A 17,607-nucleotide genomic window follows, 5' to 3' on the forward strand; every position below is an offset into this window, starting at 1 on the left:
GACGGAGTAGCCCATCATGAGCAGCCCCCTGATCGTTCAACTGGACCTGGCAGAATTCTGTGAGGCGGCCGATTTGTCGGACGTCTACGTGATCGAAATCGTCGAGCACGGCATCCTCGAACCTCAGGGCGCGCAGCCCCGGGAGTGGCGCTTCACCGATTACGAATTGGCGTTGGCCAAACGGGCGGCGAAGTTGCGCCGTGATCTGGAACTGGAGTGGGAGGGCGTTGCGCTGGCGCTGGACCTGCTGGAGGAGGTGCGTGAGTTGCGTGCCGAGAACCGTATGTTGCGGCAGCGTTTGGGGCGGTTGGTGGTGGAGTAGTCAGCCTGAAAATCTTGTTGTGGCTGAGCTGGCCTTATCGCTGGCAAGCCAGCTCCCACAGGGTTTTGCGTTGGAATGTAGATCTCGGATCGGCGCAGAACCTGTGGGAGCTGGCTTGCCAGCGATGAACGATAACGCGGAGTTTCTGACTCAACATTGAAAAGGCCCCGAAGGGCCTTTTTTTGTGGTCAGAACAAAAAGTACCGCTGCGCCATCGGCAATGTTTCCGCCGGTTCACACCACAGCAACACCCCGTCAGCCTTGACCTGATAGGTCTGCGGATCAACATCGATGTTCGGCAGATAGTCGTTGTGAATCAGATCGGTTTTCTGCACGTCACGGCAGCCCTTCACTACGCCAATCTTTTTCTTCAAACCCAACGCTTCCGGCAGCCCGGCTTCCTGCGCAGCCTGACTGATAAAGGTCAGGCTAGTGGCATGCAGCGAGCCGCCGTAGCTGGCGAACATCGGGCGGTAGTGCACCGGTTGCGGTGTCGGAATCGAGGCGTTGGCATCGCCCATCAGGCTGGCGGCAATTGCACCGCCCTTGAGGATCAGCGTCGGTTTCACACCAAAGAATGCCGGGCGCCACAGCACCAGATCCGCCCATTTGCCGACTTCGATCGAACCGACTTCATGGCTGATGCCATGGGTGATCGCCGGGTTGATCGTGTATTTGGCGATGTAGCGTTTGGCGCGGAAGTTGTCGTTGCCTGCGCCGTCCTGCGGCAGTGGGCCGCGCTGTTTTTTCATCTTGTCGGCGGTCTGCCAGGTGCGCGTGATGACTTCGCCGACGCGGCCCATGGCCTGGCTGTCGGAGCTGATCATCGAGAATGCGCCGAGGTCGTGAAGAATGTCTTCGGCGGCAATCGTTTCGCGGCGGATGCGGCTTTCGGCGAACGCGACGTCTTCGGCAATGCTCGGGTCGAGGTGGTGGCAGACCATCAGCATGTCGAGGTGTTCGTCGATGGTGTTGCGGGTGAACGGCCGGGTCGGGTTGGTCGAGCTCGGCAATACGTTAGGGAAGCCGCAGGCCTTGATGATGTCCGGTGCGTGACCGCCACCGGCACCTTCGGTGTGATAGGTGTGAATGGTGCGGCCCTTGAACGCGCCGAGGGTGGTTTCGACGAAACCGGATTCGTTGAGGGTGTCGGTGTGGATCGCCACCTGCACGTCGAACTGATCGGCGACGCTCAGGCAGTTGTCGATGCTCGCCGGGGTGGTGCCCCAGTCTTCGTGCAATTTCAAGCCGATGGCGCCGGCCTTGACCTGCTCGATCAACGGCTCCGGCAGGCTGGCGTTGCCTTTGCCGGTGAGGCCGATGTTCATCGGGAAGGCGTCGGCGGCCTGGAGCATGCGGGCCAGGTGCCAAGGCCCGGAGGTGCAGGTGGTGGCGTTGGTGCCGGTGGCAGGTCCGGTGCCGCCGCCGATCATGGTGGTGACGCCGCTCATCAGCGCTTCTTCGATCTGCTGCGGGCAGATGAAGTGGATGTGCGTATCGATGCCGCCGGCGGTGAGGATCATGCCTTCGCCGGCGATCACTTCGGTGCCGGCGCCGATGGCGATGGTCACGTTCGGCTGCACGTCGGGGTTGCCGGCCTTGCCGATCGCGGCGATGCGCCCGTCCTTGAGGCCGACGTCGGCTTTGACGATGCCCCAGTGGTCGATGATCAGCGCGTTGGTGATCAGCGTGTCGACGACTTCGGCCGCGAGCAGTTGGCTTTGGCCCTGGCCGTCGCGGATGACTTTGCCGCCACCGAACTTCACTTCTTCGCCATAGGTGGTGAAGTCTTGTTCGACTTCGATCCACAGCTCGGTGTCGGCCAGGCGCACCTTGTCGCCGACGGTGGGGCCGAACATGTCGGCGTAGGCTTGACGGGAAATCTTCATGCTGCGTCCTTCAGGAAAATAGTGGTGAGCCATCGACCCTCACCCTAGCCCTCTCCCAGAGGGAGAGGGGACTGTGCGCGGTGGGCCGGCTATCGGTGATCAGCTCCGCAGAGGGGACTGTTCGCGGTGGGTCGGCTATCGGTGATCAGCTCCGCAGAGGGGACTGTTCGCGGTGGGTCGGCTATCGGTGATCGGCTCCGCAGAGGGGACTGTTCACGGTGGGGCGGCTGTCGGTGATCGGCTCCCTCTCCCTCGGGAGAGGGCTGGGGTGAGGGGCAGCGGTGCACGCCGATATCAGAGATCACCCATGACCCGTCCGGCAAACCCGAACACCCGCCGATGCCCGGCGTAATCGACCAGCTCGACTTCGCGACTCTGCCCCGGCTCGAAGCGCACCGCCGTCCCCGCCGGAATATTCAGGCGCATGCCACGGCTCGCTGCACGATCAAAGGTCAGCGCGTCATTGGTTTCAAAAAAGTGATAGTGCGAACCGACCTGGATCGGCCGGTCGCCGCTGTTGGCGACTTTCAGGCTGACGGTGCGACGGCCGACGTTGAGTTCGATGTCGCCGGGCTGGATCTGGTACTCGCCAGGAATCATCACTGGGCTCCTTGCAGAATCTTGTAATAGAGGGCGGTCGGTCGATAGGTGCCGTGCGGGTCGCAGGCGTAATCGGGAATCTGGCCCGCGCGGGTGTAACCCAACGCCTTGTAGAAATCTTCGGCGGGCGAGCCGGCCTCGGTGTCGAGGTAGAGCATGCCGCGCTTGTGTTTGGGCGCTTCGAGTTCCAGCGCACTCATCAATTGCTGACCGAGACCGCGACGCCGTGCGTGTTCGCGCACCAGCAGTTTCTGCACCTCGGCGCGGTTGAGACCGTTAGCCTTCTGACACAGGCCCAGTTGCACACTGGCCAGCACCTGCTCGTCCTTGACCACCACCCAGAGCAGCACGCTGCCTTTGTTGACGTTGTCCTGCACCTCATCGAAATAGGCGCGCGCCTGAGCCGCATCGAGGTCGGCCATGAAGCCGACACTGGCGCCGTAACCGACCGCATCAAGCAGCAGATCAATCAGGCCCTGACGGTAGTGGGCAAAACTTTCAGCATTGACGCGGCGCAGTTGGGCGGCGTTCATCGGTGTCACTCCTTGTTGGCGTCAGGCGGCTCCGCGCCAGGGTTGAGGGTCAGTTGCATGAAGGTCAGGTCGAGCCAGCGGCCGAACTTGGTGCCGACCTGCGGCATCTGCCCGGTGATGCTGAAACCGGCGCGCTCGTGCAGGCGAATCGAGGCGGCGTTGCCGCTTTCGATGGCGGCGACCATCACGTGTTTGTCGCAGGTTCTGGCGCGCTCGATCAGCGCTGCCATCAATTGCGGGCCGAGGCCATTGCCGCGCTGGTCGCTGCGCACATAAACCGAGTGTTCGACGGTATGGCGAAAGCCGTCGAACGGCCGCCAGTCACCGAATGAAGCGTAGCCGAGTACGCTGTTGTCACCGTCGATGATTACCAGAATCGGATAGGCCTGGGCCTGACGCGCGCTGAACCACGCCTGGCGGTTGCCGAGGTCGACGGCCTGTTCATTCCAGATCGCCGTGGTGTTGATTACGGCATCGTTGTAGATGTCGCGGATCGCCGGCAGGTCGGCGTGGACGGCGTCGCGAATGGTGTAAGTCATGGCGTAGCCTCAGACGATCGGTTGGTGGACGGTGACCAGTTTGGTGCCGTCGGGGAACGTCGCTTCGACCTGGATCTCCGGGATCATTTCCGGGATGCCTTCCATCACTTGTTCACGGCTGAGCAGGGTGGTGCCGTAGTGCATCAGCTCGGCCACGGTCTGGCCGTCACGCGCGCCTTCAAGCAGAGCGGCGGAGATGTAGGCCATGGCTTCCGGGTAATTGAGTTTCACGCCGCGCGCCAGACGCCGCTCGGCGACGAGGCCGGCGGTGAAGATCAGCAGCTTGTCTTTTTCGCGTGGGGTCAGGTCCATTGTGGGGTTCCATCAGGGCAGATTTGTGAGGTTCTTGCCGGTGTGGGGTGCCAGTTGGAGCAGCCCCTCACCCTAGCCCTCTCCCGAAGGAGAGGGGACTGATCTCGGTTGTTTTCAATGGCCGGTTCAGTCAGCGGTATTCGTTCAGTCAGTTAAATTCATTTCAAGCGACTCGGTCAGGCTCCCTCTTGCGAGGGAGAGGGGACTGATCTCGGTTGTTTGCAATGGCCGGTTCAGTCAGCGGTATTCGTTCAGTCAGTTAAATTCATTTCAAGCGACTCGGTCAGGCTCCCTCTTGCGAAGGAGAGGGGACTGATCTCGGTTGTTTTCAATGGCCGGTTCAGTCAGCGGTATTCGTTCAGTCAGTTAAATTCATTTCAAGCGACTCGGTCAGGCTCCCTCTTGCGAAGGAGAGGGGACTGATCTCGGTTGTTTTCAATGGCCGGTTCAGTCAGCGGTATTCGTTCAGTCAGTTAAATTCATTTCAAACGACTCGGTCGGGCTCCCTCTCCCTCCGGGAGAGGGCGGGGGGTGAGGGTTGCTTTCAGGTGTTCCATATTCTCGGTGACACCGCCTCGCGATCCAGAAGCACCGGACGCAGCAAGCGCCATAACTCGATGAGCCAGGCCCGTGCGAGCAACGCTTCACTGGCCAGACAACGGGCAACCAAAAGTCCCGGCAATTGCGTCAAATCCCCGCGAACGTGGTGATCCAGCGAGCGGCAGCGCTCCAGCAACTCAGCCTCAATCTCACCGGTCACCAACAACGTCGCAAACACCGGATTGCCATCCAGCCCGATCGGCGAATCAAGCAAACCGTCATCACCGACAATGCGCTGGCGCTCGTGCCAGAGCAATCGGCCATCGCGGCGAATATCCAGGTGCGCCTGAAAATGCCCGTGGTCAAAACGTTCGCCACTGGCCGGGCGACCCAGCGCCACCACATCCCAGTAAAACAGCCGTGCATCACCCTCAAGTTCAATCGAAGTGCTCAGCTCAGCCTGCGCGGCGCTATAGACGATGGTTTCCTGCGGCAGCCATTCCAGCGTCCCGCCGGCTGCCACTTTCAAATCCAGTTTTTGATACGCCGGCCCACCCGCGCGATACCACTTGGCGGCACCGGGGCTGGTGATCTGCGCCCAGGCGTCGGCTTCGACGCGCGCGCTGATGTCCAGCCGATCACCGCCGGCAATCCCGCCCGGCGGGTGGACGATGATGTGCTGACAGACTTCAGGGCCTTCGGCGTACAGGTGCTTTTGCACCCGCAGCGGCCCGAGGTGTCGGCGCATGACCGGGCGCGTGCAGTCGCCGAAACGGGCATAAGCGAGTTCCAGCGCGGCGTGCCAGCTCGGGGTAAACAGGGCAGGTGCAACAGTCGAATTCATGGTGTGTAATTATCGTTAGGAAGCTACAGATTAATTCGTTGTACTAGATCGTTACCAGCCCGCGTACACCCTCGGCCTCCATATTTTCACCGCGACCCTGCTGGACGATCTCGCCCCGGGACATCACCAGGTATTGATCGGCCAGTTCCGCGGCGAAATCGTAGAACTGCTCAACCAGCAGAATCGCCATATCACCGCGCGCCGCGAGTTTCTTGATCACCGCGCCGATCTCCTTGATCACCGAAGGTTGAATGCCTTCGGTAGGCTCGTCGAGGATCAATAAACGCGGACGACTGGCCAATGCGCGACCAATCGCCAACTGCTGTTGCTGACCGCCGGAAAGATCACCGCCGCGACGCTGCTTCATTTGTAGCAGCACCGGGAACAGTTCGTAGATGAAACTTGGGACTTCCTTGGCTTCACTGCCGGGAAAACGCGACAGGCCCATCAACAGATTCTCTTCCACCGTCAGGCGTCCGAAGATCTCGCGGCCCTGCGGCACATAGGCGATCCCGGCGTGAACCCGCTGGTGTGGCTTGAACGTGGTGATCGGTTTGCCTTCCCAATTGACTACGCCTTCTTTGGCCGGCAGCAGGCCCATCAGGCATTTGAGCAGGGTGGTTTTGCCGACACCGTTACGGCCGAGCAGGCAGGTGACTTCGCCGACTTTCACGTCGAACGAGAGGCCACGCAGGATGTGGCTACCGCCGTAGTACTGGTGCAGCTTGTCGACTTGCAGCATTTCCAAATTCTCCCTGTTGCACACAGAACCCTGTGGGAGCTGGCTTGCCAGCGATAGCGGTGGATCAGTCGGCATTAATGCTGGATGTGCCGGCCTCATCGCTGGCAAGCCAGCTCCCACAGTTTTGATGAGTGTTTGCAGCTTCAGCGGCCGAGGTAAACCTCAATCACGCGCTCGTTTTCCTGCACCTGCTCAAGTGAGCCTTCCGCCAGAACGCTGCCCTGATGCAATACGGTGACGTGGTCGGCAATCGAGCCGACAAAGCCCATGTCATGCTCCACCACCATCAGCGAATGCTTGCCCGCCAGCGACTTGAACAGTTCAGCCGTGAACTCGGTTTCCGCATCGGTCATACCCGCCACCGGCTCATCGAGCAGGAGCAATTGCGGATCCTGCATCAGCAACATGCCGATCTCGAGAAACTGCTTCTGACCGTGGGAGAGCAAGCCTGCCTGACGATTGACCGAGGTGGTCAGGCGAATCGTCTCCAGCACTTCGCTGATTCGATCTTTTTGCTCGCCGCTCAAGCGCGCACGCAAACTGGCCCACACCGACTTGTCGGTTTTCTGCGCCAGTTCCAGGTTTTCAAACACGCTCAGCGCCTCGAACACCGTCGGCTTCTGAAACTTGCGGCCGATGCCGGCCTGAGCGATTTGCACTTCACTCATTTGAGTCAGATCCAGCGTTTCGCCGAACCAGGCTTTGCCGTGACTCGGCCGAGTCTTGCCGGTGATCACGTCCATCAGCGTGGTTTTACCCGCGCCGTTAGGGCCGATGATGCAGCGCAATTCGCCGACGCCGATGTACAGGTTGAGATTGTTCAGCGCACGAAAGCCATCGAAGCTGACGCTGATGTCTTCCAGCGTGAGGATCGTGCCGTGACGGGTGTCGAGGCCCGGGCCGACGCGCTGGCCGAGGCCGATCGAGTCGCGGCTGGTGCCGGCGTCCTTGTTCGGTTCGACGGGAAAGAAGGCCGGTTCCAGCATGAATTCAGCGCTCGCCGTGACTCTCATTGTTCACCTCGTTTCTTCAGCAGACCGATCACGCCTTTGGGCAGGTACAGCGTCACGACGATGAACAGCGCGCCGAGAAAGAACAGCCAGTATTCCGGGAAGGCCACGGTGAACCAGCTCTTCATGCCGTTGACCACACCGGCGCCGAGCAGCGGGCCGATCAGCGTGCCGCGACCGCCAAGGGCAACCCATACCGCTGCTTCGATGGAGTTGGTTGGCGACATTTCGCTCGGGTTGATGATGCCCACTTGCGGCACGTACAACGCCCCGGCCAGGCCACACAACACCGCACTCAACACCCACACGAACAGCTTGAAACCGCGCGGGTCGTAGCCGCAGAACATCAAGCGGTTTTCCGCATCGCGCAACGCCGTCAGCACACGACCGAACTTGCTCTGCGCCAGGCGCCAGCCGATGAACAGACTCGCCACCAGCAGCAACACCGTGGCCAGAAACAGCACCGCGCGGGTCCCCGGTTCAGTGATGCCGAAACCGAGAATCGTGCGGAAATTGGTGAAGCCATTGTTGCCACCAAACCCGGTCTCATTGCGGAAAAACAGAAGCATGCCGGCAAAGGTCAGGGCCTGGGTCATGATCGAGAAATACACGCCTTTGATCCGCGAACGGAAAGCGAAGAAACCGAAGACCAGCGCCAGCAATCCCGGCGCCAACACCACCAGACACATCGCCCAGATAAAGTTGCTGGTGCCGGTCCAGTACCACGGCAATTCGCTCCACGACAGAAAGGTCATGAACGCCGGCAAGCCATCGCCGGCGGCCTGACGCATCAGGTACATGCCCATCGCATAACCGCCGAGAGCGAAGAACAGGCCGTGACCCAGCGACAGCAAACCGGCGTAACCCCAGACCAGATCCAGCGCCAGGGCGACGATGGCGTAGCAGAGGATTTTGCCAACCAGCGTCAGCGTGTACGCCGAGATGTGCAGCGCATTGTCGGGCGACAATAACGACAGCAGCGGCAGGGCGATCAGCAGAGCGAGGATTACCGCGCCAATCGCGAGGGTGATTTTCGGCCCGGCCTTTTGCGTGGCCGTGACTAACAGAGGCTGGTTCATCAGTCGATCACCCGTCCTTTCAGTGCGAAGAGGCCTTGCGGACGTTTCTGGATAAACAGAATGATCAGCGCGAGGATCAGGATCTTGCCAAGCACCGCACCGATCTGCGGTTCAAGAATCTTGTTGGCGATGCCCAGGCCGAACGCCGCGAACACGCTACCGGCCAACTGGCCGACGCCGCCGAGCACCACCACCAGGAACGAGTCGATGATGTAGCTCTGGCCGAGGTCCGGGCCGACGTTACCGATCTGGCTCAGCGCCACGCCGCCGAGGCCGGCGATGCCCGAGCCGAGGCCGAAGGCGAGCATGTCCACGCGACCGGTCGGCACGCCACAGCAGGCGGCCATGTTGCGGTTCTGGGTAACGGCACGGACATTGAGGCCGAGGCGGGTTTTATTCAGCAGCAGCCACGTCAGCACGACGACGAACAATGCGAAGGCGATGATCACGATGCGGTTGTACGGCAGCACCAGATTTGGCAAAACCTGAATCCCGCCTGACAGCCATGCCGGGTTGGCCACTTCAACGTTCTGCGCGCCGAACAACAGGCGCACCAGTTGAATCAGCATCAGGCTGATGCCCCAGGTGGCGAGCAAGGTTTCCAGTGGGCGGCCGTAGAGGTGGCGAATCACCGTGCGCTCTAGCGCCATGCCGATCGCCGCCGTGACAAAGAACGCCACCGGCAGCGCGATCAACGGGTAGAACTCGATCGCTTGCGGTGCGTAACGCTGGAACATCAACTGCACCACGTAGGTCGAGTAGGCACCGAGCATCAGCATTTCGCCGTGGGCCATGTTGATCACGCCGAGCAGGCCGAAGGTGATCGCCAGACCGAGCGCTGCCAACAGCAGAATCGAACCGAGCGACATGCCGCTGAACGCCTGGCCGAGGATCTCGCCGATCAGCAGTTTGCGTTTGACTTGGGCGAGGCTGGTTTCGGCCGCCGTGCGTACGCCGGCATCGGCTTCGACGCCGGGTTCGAGCAAACCTTCGAGGCGCGTGCGCGCCAGTGGATCGCCGGTTTCGCCAAGCAATCGCACCGCCGCGAGTCGTACGGCCGGATCAGTGTCGACCAGTTGCAGATTGGCCAGCGCCAGGCTCAGGGCGGCACGGACGCTTTCATCTTTTTCGCCAGCCAGTTGCTGGTCGAGGAATTTCAGCTGCGCGGGTTTCGCGCTTTTCTGCAATTGCTGCGCGGCAGTCAGACGGATTTTGGCGTCGGCAGCGAGCAATTGATGGCTGGCCATGGCGGTGTCGATCAGACCCCGCAGGCGATTGTTCAGGCGCAGGGTTTTCGGTTGGCCGTCGATCGTCAGCTCGCCTTGTTGCAGGGCGTTGAGCAATTCGATACGCGCCGGGTCGGGCTGCGCGGCCCAGGTTTCCAGCAGTTTGGCTTGCTGCACAGGATTGGCCGCGACGAAGTCTTCGGCGTCGCCGGCATGGGCCAGCATTGGCAGCAATAGTGCGATGGCTATGAGAAAGCGGTGTATGGCAGTGGGCATTAGTGGTGTCCTGTTCAACCGCCCCCTCACCCTAACCCTCTCCCAGAGGGAGAGGGGACTGACCGAGGTGTCTGGACGATGTGCTGCGACCTGCGAATTCGAGTCGAACTCAGGCTTTGAAAAGCATGAAGATCGGCTCCCTTTCCCCCTCTCCCTCTTGAAATTGAGGGGACTGACCGAGGTGTTTGAACGATGTGCTGCGACCTGCGAATTCGAGCCGAACTCAGGCTTTGAAAGGCATGAAGATCGGCTCCCTTTCCCCCTCTCCCTGAGGGAGAGGGCTGGGGTGAGGGGGGGAATCTAAAGCCCGCCTCAAAAACTGAATCCGCCTCAGTTGCTCTTCACCGCATAATCCGGCTTCTTGTCGTTGCCCTGAATGAACGGGCTCCACGGTTGCGCACGGATCGGCCCTTCGGTCTGCCACACCACGTTGAACTGACCATCAGCCTGAATCTCGCCGATCATCACCGGTTTGTGCAGGTGGTGATTGGTCTTGTCCATGGTCAAGGTGTAGCCCGACGGCGCCGCGAAAGTCTGGCCGGCAAGGGCTTCGCGGACTTTGTCGACGTCAGTGGATTTGGCTTTTTCAACTGCTTGCGCCCACATGTGGATGCCGACGTAAGTAGCCTCCATCGGGTCGTTGGTCACGGCTTTGTCGGCGCCCGGCAGGTTGTGTTTCTTCGCGTAGGCCTTCCAGTCAGCGACGAATTTCTTGTTCTGCGGGTTCTCCACCGACTCGAAGTAGTTCCACGCCGCGAGGTTGCCCACCAGCGGTTTGGTGTCGATGCCGCGCAGTTCTTCTTCGCCGACCGAGAACGCTACAACCGGTACGTCGGTGGCTTTCAGACCCTGGTTGGCCAGCTCTTTATAGAACGGCACGTTGGAGTCGCCGTTGACGGTCGAGATGACCGCAGTCTTGCCACCGGCGGAGAATTTTTTGATGTTGGCGACGATGGTTTGATAGTCGCTGTGACCAAACGGCGTGTAGACCTCTTCGATGTCTTTGTCGGCGACGCCTTTGGAATGCAGGAACGAGCGCAGGATCTTGTTGGTGGTGCGCGGGTAGACGTAGTCGGTACCGAGCAGGAAGTAGCGCTTGGCGCTGCCGCCTTCTTCACTCATCAGGTATTCAACCGCCGGGATCGCCTGCTGGTTAGGCGCGGCGCCGGTGTAGAAGACGTTCGGCGACATCTCTTCGCCTTCGTATTGCACCGGATAGAACAACAGGCCATTGAGCTCTTCGAACACCGGCAATACCGATTTGCGCGACACCGAGGTCCAGCAGCCGAACACCACGGCGACCTTGTCCTGGGTCAGCAACTGCCGGCCCTTTTCGGCGAACAGCGGCCAGTTCGACGCCGGGTCGACCACCACCGGCTCAAGCATCTTGCCGTTCACACCGCCCTTGGCGTTGATCTCGTCGATGGTCATCAGCGCCATGTCTTTGAGCGACGTTTCGGAGATCGCCATGGTGCCGGACAACGAATGCAGAATCCCGACCTTGATGGTCTCGGCGGCCTGGACAGTCCAGGTCATGCCCATCGCGGCAATGGATGCCGTGAGTGTGAAAGCCTTGATCAAACTGCGACGCTTCATTGTGCGATCTCCATGAACGTTTGAAGTTTTTTTGGTTGGCAGATGCGGACGACTGAAGGGTGTTTTGCAAGGGCTGTGCCCGGTCGGGTTTTGGCAAGAAAATGTCGTGTTAGAGCGGTTGACTGCATGGCGCATGCACCACGAAGGAACGTCCATGGCGCGTTGGTGCAGGCCGCCGCGCCAGATTGGGGCGCAAAAAAATCCCGTGCAGGCGACCCTGCACGGGATTGGCGTTGAAGAAGATCGAGTGCGGGTTCAGGAAGAAGTCGAGGCAGACCCGGTTGGTCGGTTCATCCGCGCCAGCAGCAATCGATCCAGCAACCACACCACCACCAGCGAAGCCCCCACCAGCGGAAACACCACCGCCAGCGCCAACATGATCACCACGCCGGTTTTCCATTTCGGCAGGTCATGACGCAGCGGCGGCACACCCAATTTGCCTTGTGGCCGACGCTTCCACCAGATCACCACGCCGCTTACGGCGCTGAGCAGAATCATCAGGCATATCAGCAGCACGACAATCTGATTGAAGGTGCCGAACATCTTGCCTTCGTGAAGCATCACGCCGATTTCGGTGGCGCGGGCAACGCTGCCGTATTGTTCGAAACGCACATCGGCGAGGACCTTGCCGGTGTATTGATCGACGTGCAGGGTCGCATCGTTGCGCGGGTCATCGGCGAACACAGCGATGGTGAACACGCCGGTGGCGGTGGTCGGCAGGGTGATGCTGTAGCCCGGCTCGACTTTGCGCTGGGTGGCGATGTTTTGCACGTCTTGCAGACTGATGGCGGGTGCTGCGGGGCCAGCGTTGGTGGCGCCGTGGTTCATGTGTTCGGCGTGATCGCCGGACATCGGCATCGGCGTGTTTTCCATCGCCCAAGGCACGGTCTGGCGGGTGGCGCTGTTAAGGGTTCGAGCCTCGACGTCGGAGGTCGGCACGTTGTCCCACATCGCCGCCGGGAACACGTTCCACACCTGCGCGTATTGCTTGCCCCAGAAGCCGGTCCAGGTCATGCCACTGAGCAACATCACCAGCAGCAAGGTCGCGCCCCAGAACCCGGTGACCGCGTGCAGGTCACGCCACAACACGCGACCGCGACTGTTCAACCGCGGCCACAGAATCCCCGCGGCCTGACCGCGCGGCCACCACAGGAACAGGCCGGACACCACCAGCACCACGCCCCAACCGGCGGCCATTTCGATAAGGCGGTCACCGACGGTGCCGATCATCAATTCGCCGTGGATCGCCCGGGCAATGGCCTGCAGGTTCTGCTTGGCATCCTGCTCGCCGAGGATGTCGCCGTGGTACGGATCGACGAAGATGTTGAGTTCCTGGCCGGCGTTTTTCACCACAAACTGTGCGCTGCGTTCGGCGTTCACTGGCGGCAGATACTGGGTGACCTGGCCTTGCGGATAGGCACTTTTCACTCGTTGCAGCAGGTCATCGGCCGGGACAGTGTGATGCCCTGCGGGGACGTTGAGCAGGCTGCTGTACATCAGCGAATCGAGTTGCGGTTTGAACAGGTAAATGATGCCGGTCAGGGCCAGCATCACCATGAAGGGGGCGACGAAGAGACCGGCGTAAAAATGCCAACGCCAGGCCAGGTTGTAGAAATTCGGTTTGGGCTGTTTCATCACGTGTGCTCCGCTGGGCGAATTTTTCTAGATCAAGAGATCGCAGCCTTCGGCAGCTCCTACAGGGGTACATGCGGGCTGCGATCTTTTGACTTTTCTTGTTAGAAACTCATGTCGACCTTGGTCCAGAGCGTGCGCCCCGGCTCATTGATCGCTTGCGGGTCATTGGCCGGGTAGCCGAACCCGGCGTTGCCCGCCAGGTTCAGGTGTTCGGCGTAAGCTTTGCCGAACAGGTTGTCGACGCCGCTGCTGACCTTCCAGTTCTTGTTGATCCGATAGGCACCGTTGAGTGAGAACACGCCGAAGCCCGAACTCTTGTCGTAATCCTTGCCGACCACGTTGCCCTTGTTCTGGTCGATACGGTTCTGCGCGGCAACCACCCTCCACAGTGCGCCGGCGCTCCAGTTGTCTTCGCTATAGGTCAGACCGAAGCGTGCATCCAGTGGCGGCATTTGCGGCAGGGCCGTGCCGTCGCTGCTGTTCTTGCCCCAGGCGTAGGCCAGGGTCGCATCGGCTTTCCAGTTATCGGTGAGTTTGTACGCGGCACCGAGTTCACCGCCCATGATTCGCGCGTCGATGTTCTCGGCGCGCGAGGTGCTCATGCCCATCATTCCCGGGGAGTAGTCGAAGAGGATGTAATCGCGGACTACACCGATGTAACCCGAGGCCCAGGCTTCGAGGTCGGCGCGCTTGTAGTTCACGCCGAAGTCGAACTGGGTGGTCTTCTCCGGTTTGATCGAATCGAACGCGTTGACCGATCCCGCCGGGCCGGACTTGGGCGAAAACAGCTCCCAGTAATCCGGGAAGCGTTGCGCGTGGCCGAGGCCTGCATAGAGCGTGGTCGGGCTGTCGGCGAGGTCATGCTCGTAACGGACGAAACCGCTCGGCAGGGTGTCGGCACGGGTGTCGTCGGCGGTCGGGTTCGGGCGAGTCATCATTCCCGAACCAGTGGTTTGCCGGTAATCCTTGGCCGAAGCGCGGTCGACGCGGGCGCCAGTGATCAGGCGATCACGGTCGGCGGCGTACCAGGTCATTTCGCTGAACACGCCGTAGTTATGGAAATCGGCGTCCTTGCTGTACGGCTGATCCTTGTAGGTGTCGATGCCCATGCCGCTGCGCTGGCGGTGCTCGTTGGTCTGCGCGTCGAGGCCGGTGATCAACTGAATATCAGCCCAGCGCCAGGTCGCTTTGATCCGCGCGCCGAGGGTGCGGCGGTCGACATTGGACGCCATCGGCCCCGCCATCATGCCGGTGCCGGACGGCGTGCGCAGGGTGTAGTTGTCCATAACGTGGTCAGCGTAGTTGTAGTAGATCTGCGCTTCGAGTTTCTCCAGCACGTCCGTGATATTGGATTTTTCGAAACGCAAACCGAGGCTCTCGCGCAGGAACTGCGAGCCGTCCATGCCGCGTCCGGCGTAGCGCGCTTCACCATCGCCCTTGCCGGCGGTGAGTTCGATCAGGGTGTCGGCGTCCGGGGTCCAGCCGACCGCGATGTCGCCGTTCCACTTGTCGTAGCGCGAGGCGACGATGTCGTTGTTGCCGTCGCGGTAGTCGTCGGAATGCGCGGTGTTGCCGATTACTCGCACGTAGCCCAATGGGCCACCGGCAGCGGCGTCGACAACCTTGTCAAAACGTCCGTGGGAGCCAGCCAGAATGCTTGCGTTCACGCGGGTGCCGAGTTCGCCGAAGCTCTCCGGCTCACGATCGAACAGCACGGTGCCGGCCGAGGCGCCCGGCCCCCACAGCACAGTTTGCGGGCCTTTGATCACGGTGAGTTTGTCGTAGGTTTCTGGCGAGATGTACGAGGTCGGTGCGTCCATCCGGCCCGGGCAGGCACCGAGCATCATGCTGCCGTTGGTGAGAATGTTCAGGCGTGAGCCGAACATGCCGCGCAGCACCGGATCGCCGTTGGTGCCGCCATTGCGTACCAGTGCGAAGCCCGGAATGGTCTTCAAATAATCGCCGCCGTCACTGGCCGGCACCGGTTGGCGCGGGTCTTTTGGATTGGTGACGATGGTCAGCGGCGAGCTCGGGGCGATTGCGGTAATCACCGTCGGGCTGAGTTCTTCGTTGTGCGCGGCGTGATCATCGGCCAGCACCAGCGGGGACAGCAGAACGCCGCAAAGGACGGCGGTAGCGTGCCTGAAACGAATCCGCGATTCGTTCAAAGCGAAGGACGCCGGGGCAGCACCCGAGCGTGAAACAGCAGCAAACCTGGACATGACAATTTCCATCAAACAGTCGTAAACGACACGGCCGGCAGCCTGAAGCTGTCTTCTCCACCGTGTGCAATCAGAGGTGCGGTGTTTACGCTGCGACGGGCGGGGCGCGGCTGCGGGCGCCGGGGAAGAAGGTCTGCCGGGCGTGGCCCAGACGTGGATAGGGCGGGGTGAAGGTGTTCAGCGGCGGGATGTTGCAGGCGACGAAATCACCGCCGCCGGTCAGTGCCGGGCAATTGAACAGCAGGCTGCAATAACCGCACTTTTCCCACAGCACGTGGTGCGAGGATTGCGGTGGGCAGTGTTCGGCGCTGGGCTTTGCATCATGGCCGCTGTGATCAATGCCCGGCATGTCCATCGACATGTCCATGCTCATCGGCATCGATGTCGAGGCGTGTTGATCCATCGGCATCGACTGAGAAATCAGTGGGCCGATGAAGATCATCAACATGGCGAACAGGGCGATCCAGCTGCCGCGAGTCAGGTGTTGAGTCTGACGGCGTTGCCGGGAGGGCCTGGCGCTCTGCGGGCGCATGGGCGGAGTCTGCCGGAAGGCTTACTGGGCGTGCGCGTGGGCCTGCGTGGTTTCCGGCGGTTTCTTCTGCACCGAGACGTCGACGGTGACGTCACCGGCCTTCTCGAAATGCATCGTCAGCGGGAAGCGCTTGCCGTCGCTGAGCAGGCTGCGATCGGTCGGGTTGAGCAGCATCACGTGATAGGCCATCGGCGCGAATGTCACGTTGCCGCCGGCCGGAATGGCCACACTCGGCACCTGCTGCATCTTCATCAGATCGCCCTGCATGACGTGTTCGTGCAGTTGCGCTTCCGGGGCGATGGGCGAGTCGACGCTGAGCAGGCGATCGTCCGTCTTGCCGGCGTTGTGAATGATGAAATAGGCAGCAACGGTCGGCGCATTTGGCGGCAACTCTTGCGACCACGGATGGGCGATCTCAAGTTCGCCCACCTTGTATTCGTGGGCATGAGCAAAGCACGCCGGCAACAGCAGCGCAGCGACGACGATGAGTTTGTTCAACATGACAGTTCTCCAGAACGATTTGAAACGCAGGTCAATTGCGCGAACAAATCAAACCAGAGGGGAGGCGCGGGGATTGAGACTCGGCCATTGCTGGCGCGGCGTGGGTGTTTGCAACGAGGCGGGCGCCACACTGCGATTGCTTTCATAACGGGCGAAGTAAAGCTGCGGCGAATGCCCCGGCAACGCCACCAGCGGCGCCGAGCCCGAGCAGCACCAGCAATGCTGCATGTTCGAATGAGTGTCGTTGCTCGGGGCCTTCTGATCGGTGGCGCCGATGTTGATCGCCACCATCTTGGTCCCGCTGCCGGTGCAGAAACTGCTCCAGAGCAACTGTTCGGCCGGTGAATTGGCCGCCTGCGCCATCGCTCCCGTCATCGGCATGGCGAGCATGTTGAACAGCACTGCAAAGCAGGCGATCCAGGCAATTGCTAGCCGGTGTCGGTTCATGGGACAGATCCATTGGGTGGGCGATCAGGCGCGGCTATTTAGCCTGATCAGGGCCGATAAGTAAAAAAGCGTCGTGCGGTTTGGTGTCGCAGCGCGTTCACAGTGTTACGGCATGCAATCGCAAACCCAGAGCCTTCATGACTTTCATGATAGTTGCGAATTCGGGATTGCCAGTGCTACTCAGCGCTTTATAAAGACTTTCGCGGCCCAAACCTGCATCCCGCGCCACTTGTGTCATGCCTTGAGCCCGGGCGATGTCATTGAGCGCTGCACGGATAAGGACGCCGTCGCCTTCATCGTCGTCAAAACAGGCATCCAGATACGCCGCCATGTCCTCGGGAGTTTTGAGGTACTCGGCGGCGTCAAAACGGGCGAATTCTTCGGTCATGATTTACTCCTCATTTCCGATGTTATGAGCCATCTGCACGGCGCGTTTGATATCTCTTTTTTGTGTCGATTTGTCGCCCCCGATCAGCAGTAGATAAATCACTTCGCCTTTGCGTGTGAAGTACATCCTGTAACCGGGGCCGTAATGAACACGCATTTCATAAACAGTGTCACCGACGAACCCGCAATCACCGAAGTTGCCATTTTCGGCTGTTTTAATTCTGGAGATGATTCGGCCTTTCCCTTTGATGTCTTTCAAGGAGTCGAGCCATTCGGAAAATATGCGGGATCGTTCAAAAGCGATCATGTCGGGATCGTATTCCTTGGGATACAAGCTGGCAAGCCGCTTTTCTTGGCTGTCTGCTTGTCGGGATT

At 60.6% G+C, this 17,607-nt stretch carries 19 protein-coding genes; 1 reads left to right on the forward strand and 18 read right to left on the reverse strand.

What is annotated here, in order from left to right; genetic code table 11:
- Window positions 1–16 precede the first annotated feature (16 nt).
- On the forward strand, window positions 17–322 hold the full coding sequence (locus AC3IUF_RS02925; RefSeq protein ID WP_016984795.1) for a chaperone modulator CbpM: 306 nt from the start codon (window positions 17–19) through the stop codon (window positions 320–322).
- Window positions 323–510: 188 nt separating this feature from the next.
- Here AC3IUF_RS02925 and ureC read toward each other — a convergent pair whose 3' ends face one another.
- From ureC to AC3IUF_RS03015, 18 genes are all read right to left on the reverse strand, one after another.
- A complete protein-coding gene (gene ureC / locus AC3IUF_RS02930; RefSeq protein ID WP_099757867.1) occupies window positions 511–2,211 on the reverse strand; it encodes an urease subunit alpha in 1,701 nt (566 codons plus the stop codon).
- Window positions 2,212–2,505: 294 nt separating this feature from the next.
- Window positions 2,506–2,811: an urease subunit beta gene (locus tag AC3IUF_RS02935; protein ID WP_007915947.1), complete on the reverse strand. Its 306-nt coding sequence runs from the start codon at window positions 2,809–2,811 to the stop codon at window positions 2,506–2,508.
- Window positions 2,811–3,344 (reverse strand): GNAT family N-acetyltransferase, encoded by a 534-nt coding sequence (locus AC3IUF_RS02940; RefSeq protein WP_016984790.1) that lies wholly within the window; start codon window positions 3,342–3,344, stop codon window positions 2,811–2,813. The genes AC3IUF_RS02935 and AC3IUF_RS02940 overlap by 1 nt, the downstream gene beginning before the upstream one ends.
- A gap of 5 nt (window positions 3,345–3,349) precedes the next feature.
- Window positions 3,350–3,883, reverse strand: a complete 534-nt coding sequence (locus AC3IUF_RS02945) for a GNAT family N-acetyltransferase (protein ID WP_007915950.1) — start codon at window positions 3,881–3,883, stop codon at window positions 3,350–3,352.
- Window positions 3,884–3,892: 9 nt separating this feature from the next.
- Window positions 3,893–4,195 (reverse strand): urease subunit gamma, encoded by a 303-nt coding sequence (gene ureA, locus AC3IUF_RS02950; RefSeq protein ID WP_003221215.1) that lies wholly within the window; start codon window positions 4,193–4,195, stop codon window positions 3,893–3,895.
- 544 nt (window positions 4,196–4,739) lie between these two features.
- Window positions 4,740–5,579 (reverse strand): urease accessory protein UreD, encoded by an 840-nt coding sequence (locus AC3IUF_RS02955; protein ID WP_489280320.1) that lies wholly within the window; start codon window positions 5,577–5,579, stop codon window positions 4,740–4,742.
- Window positions 5,580–5,622: 43 nt separating this feature from the next.
- Entirely contained in the window at window positions 5,623–6,321 is a 699-nt protein-coding gene (gene urtE, locus AC3IUF_RS02960; protein ID WP_007918914.1) for an urea ABC transporter ATP-binding subunit UrtE, read from the reverse strand.
- Window positions 6,322–6,464: 143 nt separating this feature from the next.
- The gene (gene urtD / locus AC3IUF_RS02965) at window positions 6,465–7,334 is read right to left on the reverse strand and encodes an urea ABC transporter ATP-binding protein UrtD (protein ID WP_007918913.1); all 870 of its coding nucleotides are present in this window, start codon (window positions 7,332–7,334) and stop codon (window positions 6,465–6,467) included.
- Window positions 7,331–8,410 carry an urea ABC transporter permease subunit UrtC gene (urtC, locus tag AC3IUF_RS02970; RefSeq protein WP_007918912.1) on the reverse strand — a complete coding sequence of 360 codons (1,080 nt, stop codon included), beginning with the start codon at window positions 8,408–8,410 and terminating at the stop codon, window positions 7,331–7,333. Before urtC ends, urtD begins: the two co-directional genes overlap by 4 nt.
- Window positions 8,410–9,912: an urea ABC transporter permease subunit UrtB gene (gene urtB / locus AC3IUF_RS02975; RefSeq protein ID WP_489280322.1), complete on the reverse strand. Its 1,503-nt coding sequence runs from the start codon at window positions 9,910–9,912 to the stop codon at window positions 8,410–8,412. The genes urtC and urtB overlap by 1 nt, the downstream gene beginning before the upstream one ends.
- Before the next feature lie 330 nt (window positions 9,913–10,242).
- Complete coding sequence (gene urtA / locus AC3IUF_RS02980; protein WP_007914554.1) at window positions 10,243–11,508, reverse strand: urea ABC transporter substrate-binding protein; 1,266 nt, start codon at window positions 11,506–11,508, stop codon at window positions 10,243–10,245.
- Window positions 11,509–11,763: 255 nt separating this feature from the next.
- On the reverse strand, window positions 11,764–13,143 hold the full coding sequence (locus AC3IUF_RS02985) for a PepSY-associated TM helix domain-containing protein (protein ID WP_007914556.1): 1,380 nt from the start codon (window positions 13,141–13,143) through the stop codon (window positions 11,764–11,766).
- Window positions 13,144–13,244: 101 nt separating this feature from the next.
- Window positions 13,245–15,365: a TonB-dependent copper receptor gene (locus AC3IUF_RS02990; protein ID WP_489280325.1), complete on the reverse strand. Its 2,121-nt coding sequence runs from the start codon at window positions 15,363–15,365 to the stop codon at window positions 13,245–13,247.
- An 85-nt stretch (window positions 15,366–15,450) separates the two neighbouring features.
- On the reverse strand, window positions 15,451–15,897 hold the full coding sequence (locus tag AC3IUF_RS02995; protein WP_489280327.1) for a DUF2946 domain-containing protein: 447 nt from the start codon (window positions 15,895–15,897) through the stop codon (window positions 15,451–15,453).
- Between the two features lie 21 nt (window positions 15,898–15,918).
- Window positions 15,919–16,398: a copper chaperone PCu(A)C gene (locus AC3IUF_RS03000; RefSeq protein ID WP_007914562.1), complete on the reverse strand. Its 480-nt coding sequence runs from the start codon at window positions 16,396–16,398 to the stop codon at window positions 15,919–15,921.
- 48 nt (window positions 16,399–16,446) lie between these two features.
- The gene (locus AC3IUF_RS03005) at window positions 16,447–16,845 is read right to left on the reverse strand and encodes a DUF2946 domain-containing protein (RefSeq protein ID WP_007914565.1); all 399 of its coding nucleotides are present in this window, start codon (window positions 16,843–16,845) and stop codon (window positions 16,447–16,449) included.
- 97 nt (window positions 16,846–16,942) lie between these two features.
- Entirely contained in the window at window positions 16,943–17,233 is a 291-nt protein-coding gene (locus AC3IUF_RS03010) for an addiction module antidote protein (RefSeq protein WP_007914567.1), read from the reverse strand.
- A 3-nt stretch (window positions 17,234–17,236) separates the two neighbouring features.
- Window positions 17,237–17,539, reverse strand: a complete 303-nt coding sequence (locus AC3IUF_RS03015) for a type II toxin-antitoxin system RelE/ParE family toxin (RefSeq protein WP_122606498.1) — start codon at window positions 17,537–17,539, stop codon at window positions 17,237–17,239.
- Between the last annotated feature and the right edge of the window lie 68 nt (window positions 17,540–17,607).

Source organism: Pseudomonas sp. KH_040, assembly GCF_057839305.1.

Excerpts from the sequence above, each read along its gene's own strand:
- AC3IUF_RS02925 (WP_016984795.1), top strand. The coding sequence starts at position 17 with ATGAGCAGCCCCCTGATCGTTCAACTGGACCTGGCAGAATTCTGTGAG.
- ureC (WP_099757867.1), bottom strand. The coding sequence starts at position 2,211 with ATGAAGATTTCCCGTCAAGCCTACGCCGACATGTTCGGCCCCACCGTC.
- AC3IUF_RS02935 (WP_007915947.1), bottom strand. The coding sequence starts at position 2,811 with ATGATTCCTGGCGAGTACCAGATCCAGCCCGGCGACATCGAACTCAAC.
- AC3IUF_RS02940 (WP_016984790.1), bottom strand. The coding sequence starts at position 3,344 with ATGAACGCCGCCCAACTGCGCCGCGTCAATGCTGAAAGTTTTGCCCAC.
- AC3IUF_RS02945 (WP_007915950.1), bottom strand. The coding sequence starts at position 3,883 with ATGACTTACACCATTCGCGACGCCGTCCACGCCGACCTGCCGGCGATC.
- ureA (WP_003221215.1), bottom strand. The coding sequence starts at position 4,195 with ATGGACCTGACCCCACGCGAAAAAGACAAGCTGCTGATCTTCACCGCC.
- AC3IUF_RS02955 (WP_489280320.1), bottom strand. The coding sequence starts at position 5,579 with ATGAATTCGACTGTTGCACCTGCCCTGTTTACCCCGAGCTGGCACGCC.
- urtE (WP_007918914.1), bottom strand. The coding sequence starts at position 6,321 with ATGCTGCAAGTCGACAAGCTGCACCAGTACTACGGCGGTAGCCACATC.
- urtD (WP_007918913.1), bottom strand. The coding sequence starts at position 7,334 with ATGAGAGTCACGGCGAGCGCTGAATTCATGCTGGAACCGGCCTTCTTT.
- urtC (WP_007918912.1), bottom strand. The coding sequence starts at position 8,410 with ATGAACCAGCCTCTGTTAGTCACGGCCACGCAAAAGGCCGGGCCGAAA.
- urtB (WP_489280322.1), bottom strand. The coding sequence starts at position 9,912 with ATGCCCACTGCCATACACCGCTTTCTCATAGCCATCGCACTATTGCTG.
- urtA (WP_007914554.1), bottom strand. The coding sequence starts at position 11,508 with ATGAAGCGTCGCAGTTTGATCAAGGCTTTCACACTCACGGCATCCATT.
- AC3IUF_RS02985 (WP_007914556.1), bottom strand. The coding sequence starts at position 13,143 with ATGAAACAGCCCAAACCGAATTTCTACAACCTGGCCTGGCGTTGGCAT.
- AC3IUF_RS02990 (WP_489280325.1), bottom strand. The coding sequence starts at position 15,365 with ATGTCCAGGTTTGCTGCTGTTTCACGCTCGGGTGCTGCCCCGGCGTCC.
- AC3IUF_RS02995 (WP_489280327.1), bottom strand. The coding sequence starts at position 15,897 with ATGCGCCCGCAGAGCGCCAGGCCCTCCCGGCAACGCCGTCAGACTCAA.
- AC3IUF_RS03000 (WP_007914562.1), bottom strand. The coding sequence starts at position 16,398 with ATGTTGAACAAACTCATCGTCGTCGCTGCGCTGCTGTTGCCGGCGTGC.
- AC3IUF_RS03005 (WP_007914565.1), bottom strand. The coding sequence starts at position 16,845 with ATGAACCGACACCGGCTAGCAATTGCCTGGATCGCCTGCTTTGCAGTG.
- AC3IUF_RS03010 (WP_007914567.1), bottom strand. The coding sequence starts at position 17,233 with ATGACCGAAGAATTCGCCCGTTTTGACGCCGCCGAGTACCTCAAAACT.
- AC3IUF_RS03015 (WP_122606498.1), bottom strand. The coding sequence starts at position 17,539 with ATGATCGCTTTTGAACGATCCCGCATATTTTCCGAATGGCTCGACTCC.